Annotated in this window: 4 protein-coding genes; 2 read left to right on the forward strand and 2 right to left on the reverse strand. The window is 70.1% G+C overall.

Features of this window, described 5'->3' with window-relative positions:
• Positions 1 to 447: 447 nt before the first annotated feature.
• Positions 448 to 2,262: a hypothetical protein gene (locus WG209_RS25250; protein WP_337177888.1), complete on the reverse strand. Its 1,815-nt coding sequence runs from the start codon at positions 2,260 to 2,262 to the stop codon at positions 448 to 450.
• Between the two features lie 6 nt (positions 2,263 to 2,268).
• On the reverse strand, positions 2,269 to 3,579 hold the full coding sequence (locus tag WG209_RS25255) for an agmatinase family protein (protein ID WP_337177889.1): 1,311 nt from the start codon (positions 3,577 to 3,579) through the stop codon (positions 2,269 to 2,271).
• Between the two features lie 380 nt (positions 3,580 to 3,959).
• On the opposite strand from WG209_RS25255, the gene WG209_RS25260 reads away from it, so the two are divergent.
• Positions 3,960 to 4,805 carry a hypothetical protein gene (locus WG209_RS25260; RefSeq protein ID WP_337177890.1) on the forward strand — a complete coding sequence of 282 codons (846 nt, stop codon included), beginning with the start codon at positions 3,960 to 3,962 and terminating at the stop codon, positions 4,803 to 4,805.
• Positions 4,806 to 4,874: 69 nt separating this feature from the next.
• A complete protein-coding gene (locus WG209_RS25265; RefSeq protein ID WP_337177891.1) occupies positions 4,875 to 6,281 on the forward strand; it encodes a carbohydrate porin in 1,407 nt (468 codons plus the stop codon).
• The last annotated feature ends 137 nt before the right edge of the window (positions 6,282 to 6,418 follow it).

Raw genomic sequence — 6,418 nt, forward strand, 5'->3', positions numbered from 1 at the left:
GCGGCAGCGCTCGACCATCGGCCCCCAGACGGCCCAGATCTCGTCGGTGATCGCGTATCGCATGGCGGACGGCCCCCTCCTGGTCGTCGATCCGCCTTAACGTCTTACCGCGCCAGCCTCCGCATCGTCAACACGGCCTAGAAATCAAGACGTGTCGCGATGCCATCCGGGTTGATTGTCACAACTCCCACGCAGGGCTCCACTTGATCCTCGTGTACACCGAGCAAGATAGACTGTTTCAGGTCAAGGAGCTCGCCGTAGGGTTTCTGAAGATGGGTGATTATCACGAGTCAGGAAGAAATACGACAACAACCACGGTTAAATTTTCGTTCAATGGGGATAGATTTTATGGAATTCTGAACAGGCTGCGTATTTAGTTAATGCGGGCGTTCAAGATGTGTACCTCGGCGGTGAGCAACGAGTCGCCTCGCGCCTGGCCGTCCGTCCTCAGGCCAGGCTCGTTTGGAGGTCGGCGGGGAGCGGGAAATCGGCGGCGGGCGACCAGCCCAGGCGGTCCCGGACCACGTCGTAGAACGCGCTGCGCGTCACGTCCTGGCCCTGGAGGCGGCTCGCCAGGAGGTCGGCGCCCACCAGGCCCTCGCTGAGCGTGAAGAGGCCGTCGGTGAGCACCAGGTCGTAGTTCCCCCAGCGGCTCCGGTACAGCCCCTTCCGGTCCCATCTCACGGCCGAGTCGAAGGCTTCCACGAGGCCGAACGAGGGGAACAGGGCCCCGTAAATCCGGGCCAGGTCGCAGCAGATCGAGGCGAAGTGGGCGATGTCCGGCCCGTGCCATTCCGTCCGCAGGGGGTGCGGGATCAGGCCGAAGAGGTTCGATATGCCGAGCCGGGTCGGCCCCTTGAATCGGGCGAAGCTGATGAACGGGCTTCCCCGCAGCTCCATCAGCGCCGAGGGGACGAAACCGGCCAGCCTCGGCTCGCGGAGCGTCGCGTCCCCGAGCGCGGCCAGGACCTCCTCGGGCGGCGCGCACGCGCCGTCCCACCAGGCCTCGGTCACGTTCAGGTACTGCGCGCCATGGCGGTCCATCACGTCCGCCAGGCCCGTGCGCCGCAGGAATTCGACGTCCTGCTGGCGGATCCAGGCGCGATGGCGGACGGCGTCCTCCTCCCAGTCGAAGTCCGCGCCGCCGACGTTCCGGCCGCTCGTGTGCCCCTCCAGCACGACGGCCCTGCCGGGAAGGGCGCCGAGGAGGAGGTCCAGGGCCGCCGCCCCGGTGTAGGTCCCCTGGGCGTAGCCGTGCCAGGTCGCCTTGATCAGGTAGCGATCGGCGCGGGGCAGGGCCCGCGAGAGGATCTTGGCGAGGGGCTCGGGCTCGCGGGCCCGCGCGACGATCGCCGCGCGCGGCGGGGGCTCGGCCTCGGCCACGGGAACCCATCCCTCCCCCGACCAGATCGCGGCCGGGTTCGAGGTGGCCTGGCGTCGGAGCGAGGGGGCTCGGGCCGCCTGGCTGGCGCGCTTCTCTTGCCAGAGCCCGAGCAGCCGCCGTTCGAGCCAGGCGCGGATCGCCGGCTGGTCCCCCGGCGGGTCGATCAGGTGCCAGCCCCCCTCCTCGGAGTGCTCTCGCCGGTGGTCGTCGAGGATGACTCGCGCGTGGTCGCACGGCTCGCCGTCCCACTGGCGCTGCGGGAGCAGGAACCATTCGACCGGCTCGCGCCGGCAGCGCCCCAGGGCCTCGCGGAGGAACGGCCGGGCGTGCCGCAGGAACCCCACGTCCCCCGTCCTCAGGCCCGCCTGCTCCCAGAGCAGGCGCATCAGTCGATAGGAGTCGGCGCGCGTGGAGGGGTCGCCCTGCCCATCGGCGACGAGCAGGAGCCCGGCCTGCTGGGGGGGGACGCCCCGCCCGCTCAGGGCTTCGAGGATCTGGCCGACGAAGCAGTCGACCAGGAGCGGGTGGGTCGGGTCGACGGAGTCGTGGTGGATCGTGGCCGAGGCGTGCCGGCGGCGCGCCTCGGTCAGCTCCTCGCCCAGCATCGACCGCTGCCAGATATTCAGCTCGAACGTGGCCGGCAGGACGAAGACCGTCGAGGCTCCGTCGCCGACGCACCGGTCGATGACGCGGCCGACGTGGAGGTCGCCCGCGTCGTCGGCCGACCGCCCCGGGAGCCGGGCGAGCCCGACCCGGGGCTCCACCCCGAGCGAGCGCGCCGCGAACTCGCGGAGGCCCGCCGCCTGGGCCTCCAGCAAGGCCCAGGCGGGGTCCGCCGGCCCCAGGTCGGTCGCGAGGATGAACGCGGGCCCCTCCATGGCCGGTCAGCCCTTCAGCCGGCCGCCGACGCGGCCGTGCTTGGCCATCGTCGCGACCGCGTCCGCCATGAGCCGGACGCCCATCAGCGACGTGATGTCCGAGATGTCGTAGGGGGGCGCGACCTCGCACAGCTCCATCGCCACGATCCCCTCCTTCGCGATGCCGTTGACGATCTGGAGCGCCTCGCGCGGCAGGAGGCCGCCCGGCTCCGGCCAGCCCGTCCCGGGGACGAACCCGGCGTCGAGCGAGTCGATGTCGTACGACAGGTAGACGGCGCTCGCCCCCTTCCAGGCGACCTCGAGCGCGATCTCGACGGCCTTGTCGACGCCCATCTTCTGGATGTCGCCCACCGTCATGATCGTCGTGCCGCGCTCCCGCCCCGCCTTCACGCCGGGGCGCGGGTTCTGCCAGCCGCCGATCCCCATCTGCACCAGGTTCGACGGGGGGCAGTTCGGGATGTTGGTGGCGTGGAACCACGGACAGGTGTGCATGATCTCGTCCATGTCCTTCTCTTGCGTGTCGACGTGGCGGTCGATGTGGATGATCCCCACCTTCCCCTCCACGCACTGGGCGATGCCGCGGGCGATCGGGTAGCCGATCGAGTGGTCGCCCCCCATGATCATCGGCAGGGTGCCCTGCGACAGGATGTGCGCCACGGCCTTGGTGATCTGGTCGTGGGCCTTGGTGATGTTGGCCGGGCAGAAGATGTCGCCGGCGTCGCACATGGCGAGCGTCTCGGCCAGGTCGATCTCGTGGTCGAAGCTGTAGCTCTGGTAGAGCGCCGAGATGCGCCGCATCCCCTGCGGGCCGAACCGCGTACCGGATCGGTACGTGGTGCCGACGTCGAACGGGGCGCCGACGAACGCGACGTCGTACTGGCCGACCTTGCGGACGTCCTCGCAGTAGGGCAGCTTCATGAAGGTGTTGATGCCCGACCAGTTCGGCGGGCCGCCGCGCTGGAAGCAGCTGATGTCGGACTTGTCCTCGATCGAGTCGGCCGGCTCCAGGCCGAGCTCCTTGATCCGGCGAAGCTGCTTCTCGTGCTGGGCGGAGGGGAGGCCGGCCTCGCCCTCCCTCGCCTTCATGCCGGCGAACCCGCTGGTGTCCGGGAGGTCGCGGTTGTGCTCCCGTCGCTCCGGCGCGTGCCGCTTGTAGAGTTGCGCGGCGTCCCCCTTCGCCTGGGCCTCGCCGCCGCCGTCGCCCGGCTGTCGGGCCCCGGCCTCGTTGGCCGCGAGGCCCCCCAGCGCCGCCGCGCCGGCCGTCGCCGCCAGGAAATCGCGCCGCCTCAGCCCGTCCGCCGAATGGTCGTTGTTCATGTCGGCCGTTCCTCCGTCGGGTCGGGGATCGTTGCGTCTCTCGGGACCTCGGCCGATGCGCTAACGCCGCGGATTGGCCTCCGGGCCCGGCCTCTCGCCCGCCGGGGATCCTCCCAGACGAGGGCCCGACTGTGCATGCACATCTCACACCGCCGGGGCGGTAAAAGGACGCCCGTCGCGGCCGAGATCCCCGCGCGGACGGCCGTCGAGACTCGCGCCATTTTTCATTCGAACCGCATTCGAGCGGACGTGTTCGCCGATTATGTCGACAGGGAGGGTTGTCGGGCCCGCTCGCGGCGGGGCCGGGGGCCGTCCGCGATCGCGTGGCTCGTCGTCCACGCGCCCGCGAGGGCCGGGCCCGATATCAGGAGGATCAGCCCATGAGATGGATCATCGCCGCGATGCTGGCCCTGGCCGCCGGCGGTCCGGCCCTGGCCGACGAGCCGCCGGCGTACCGGATCACGCTCGGGGAACGCTCCGGCTGCGCCACGCCCCACGTCGAGGGGAGGGCGCGGACCGACGACGGGACGATCGACGTGACGACGGACGACCCCGATACCATGGTCGTCCACATGACCGGGACGACGGCCGCCATGCGCCTGCTCGGCTGTACGTCGATGGCCTCGGAGCGGTTCCAACTCGTCCAGGACTTCGAGGTCCGCTGCTCCGACCCCGACGTCCGCGAGGTGGTCCTGACGCTTGAAAGCGCGGTGGTCGGTTACGTCAGCACGGCGCGCAAGGCCGGGGCGCGCATGAAGCTGGCCGATGCGACCGTCACCCCGGCCGGCTGGGACGCGACCTCCCTGTCGATCGCCCACGCGCCGATCGAGGCCGTCGGCGGCCAGGCCCGGCAATGCAACCTGCATCAGGCGGTGACGGGCCCGCCGACGCCCCTGGGCCGGTACACCCTGGTGGCGAACTTCGTCCTGGACGCGACGACGGACGGCGGATTCCACAACTCCAGGGCCGTGGCCGACTTCTCGCCCGACGCCGAGCTGCCGGCCGCCTGGGTCGCGATCAAGGATCCGTTCCAGGGGGCGAGCAAGGAGGGCTTCGGCTTCTTCGTGACGATCACCGCCGAGGCGCCGTCGGACCTCGCCGTCCAGCCGTCGGACCCCTCCATCCCGCCGCCGATCGTGATCCCGTCCCCCTTCCCGCCGCCCCTACCCCCCTCGCCCGCCGTGGCTCCGTCGCCGTTCGGCGAGGCCCCGTCGGGCGCCGGTTGACCGGCGGGCGTCGTCGATGGCGGGCCGCCCGGGGCGCGGCTTCGCGAGGTTCGAGGGGGGGGCGTGGCGATGAGGATGAGCGGCCGAGTCCGGCGATGCCGGGTCGCGTGGGCGATGGCCCTGCTCGGCGTCCTCGCGCTCGCGCCGGGAGCCGCGAAGGGCCAGAGTTCCTTCGGTTCCGTCGGGTCGCGCGGGACGGGCCTCCAGTCCGGCCCCGCGCCGCCGCCCCCGAAAGAGGGCAGGTTCGAGCCGATCGACGGCAAGGACTTCACGAAGATCGAGGTGACGGACGCCCCGTTCTTCGGGGCCACGGGGGACTGGTTCGGCTGGCGCGAGGCCATGCTGGACGACGGGATCGACGTCCGGCCGAAGTTCACGCAGTTCTACCAGGGCGTGGCCAGCGGCGGCCTCAACCGGGGCTTCCGCTACGGGGTCAAGTTCGACTACTTCGGGACCATCGAGGGCGAGAAGCTATTCGGCTGGAGGGGCCTGTTCATCAACCTCCAGGGGGAGAGCCGGTTCGGCGAGAGCGTCAATGACGACGTCGGCTCGTTCGTGGCCCCCAATTTCGCGATGCAGTTCCCCAAGGCGACGGGGGCGGCGTCGGCGCTCTCGACGTTGCAGATCGACCAGTTCCTGACGCCCGACCTCGTCGTCACCTTCGGCAAGATGAACGCCCTGGCCGCCATCAACGCCCACCCCTTCATCGGCGGCAACGGCATCGACCGCTTCATGAACGACGCCTTCGTGTTCGACCCCATCTACGGCCGCACGCTGCCGTACTCGACCCCGGGCGCCGGCCTCCAGTACCTGCGGGACGGCGAGCCGGTTTTCGTCTTCCAGGTCCTCGATTCCAGCGGCCGGCCCGACACGAGCGGCCTGCGCCAGATGTTCCGCAACGGCGTGTCGCTGTTCACGCAGGTCCGTCGGCCGATCAACCCCGCCGGCCTGCCCGGCGCCCACGCGATGGAGATCGCCTACGCGAGCGGCAAGTACAGCCCGCTCTCGGAGGACGAGCTGATCCTCCTCCCCACGGTCCCGGTGGACGACCTGGTCGATCGCAGCGAGAGGACGAACACCTGGGCGGTCAACTACACCTACGAGCAGTTCCTCTTCCTGGACGACGAGGATCCCGGCCGTGGATGGGGGATCTTCGCGACCGCCGGCATCGCCGACCAGCGGACCAACCCGGTCTTCTGGAAGACGTACTTCGGCGCCGCCGGCATGAGCCCGCTGCCGGGCCGCACCACCGACTCGTTCGGCGTGGGCTACTACTACCTCGGCGTCAGCGACGTCCTCAAGGGCCTCCTCAGGAAGCACGCCCCGGTCCGCGACGAGCAGATCTTCGAGATGTACTACAACGCGAAGATCGCCAGTTGGTTCACCCTGACCGCCGACATCCAGGCCATCGACCCGGCCCAGCTAAACTCCCGGACGGCCTTCCTCTTCGCGCTGAGGGCGAAGATCGACTTCTAACAAGCTCTGACAAAACCCGGTCCAACTACATACATTCGTGGTGGAGGATACGGAAGCAGATCACACTGGCAGCGAGTGTCGTCCAGGCGTCGACGATCACCCCCAGCCGGTCATACCTCACCCGCAGCCGCCGCAGG

The organism is Paludisphaera sp. (assembly GCF_037189885.1).
Classification (GTDB): Bacteria; Planctomycetota; Planctomycetia; order Isosphaerales; family Isosphaeraceae; genus Paludisphaera.

Coding starts and splice junctions, on each gene's coding strand:
- WG209_RS25250 (WP_337177888.1), bottom strand. CDS start 2,262: ATGGAGGGGCCCGCGTTCATCCTCGCGACCGACCTGGGGCCGGCGGAC.
- WG209_RS25255 (WP_337177889.1), bottom strand. CDS start 3,579: ATGAACAACGACCATTCGGCGGACGGGCTGAGGCGGCGCGATTTCCTG.
- WG209_RS25260 (WP_337177890.1), top strand. CDS start 3,960: ATGAGATGGATCATCGCCGCGATGCTGGCCCTGGCCGCCGGCGGTCCG.
- WG209_RS25265 (WP_337177891.1), top strand. CDS start 4,875: ATGAGGATGAGCGGCCGAGTCCGGCGATGCCGGGTCGCGTGGGCGATG.